General features: G+C 61.2%; 1 pseudogene. It reads left to right on the forward strand.

Features of this window, described 5'->3' with window-relative positions:
- Window positions 1–93: 93 nt before the first annotated feature.
- Window positions 94–312: pseudogene (locus tag P0G09_RS17500) on the forward strand (hypothetical protein); the annotation flags it as partial.

Below are 312 nucleotides of genomic sequence, written 5' to 3' on the forward strand. Positions count from 1 at the left end.
CGGAACAGCTCGCCGCCCTGCTGCGGCAGTCTGCCACCACCACCCCGAACCCTGCTGCGCTGTCTGCCGTGGGTGCAACTTTCGAGTAGGAGGATGCAGATGAAGATTAAGAAACTGGGCGCACTGCTGGTATCGGTGGCACTGTGCGCTGGCATGGCGGCTCCCGCTTTTGCCTATGGCGGTGAGCCTGTGGAGGAAGTGGTACAGCCCGTCCTGACTTCTACCACCGATGAAGAAGATGTAGTCACCGTGACCGATGAGGAGACCGGTGCCCTGACCCCGGAGGGCAACTTGACGCTGGTGGACGATTAC

Source organism: Faecalibacterium sp. DFI.5.82, assembly GCF_029076575.1.
Lineage (GTDB): Bacteria > Bacillota > Clostridia > Oscillospirales > Ruminococcaceae > Faecalibacterium > Faecalibacterium duncaniae.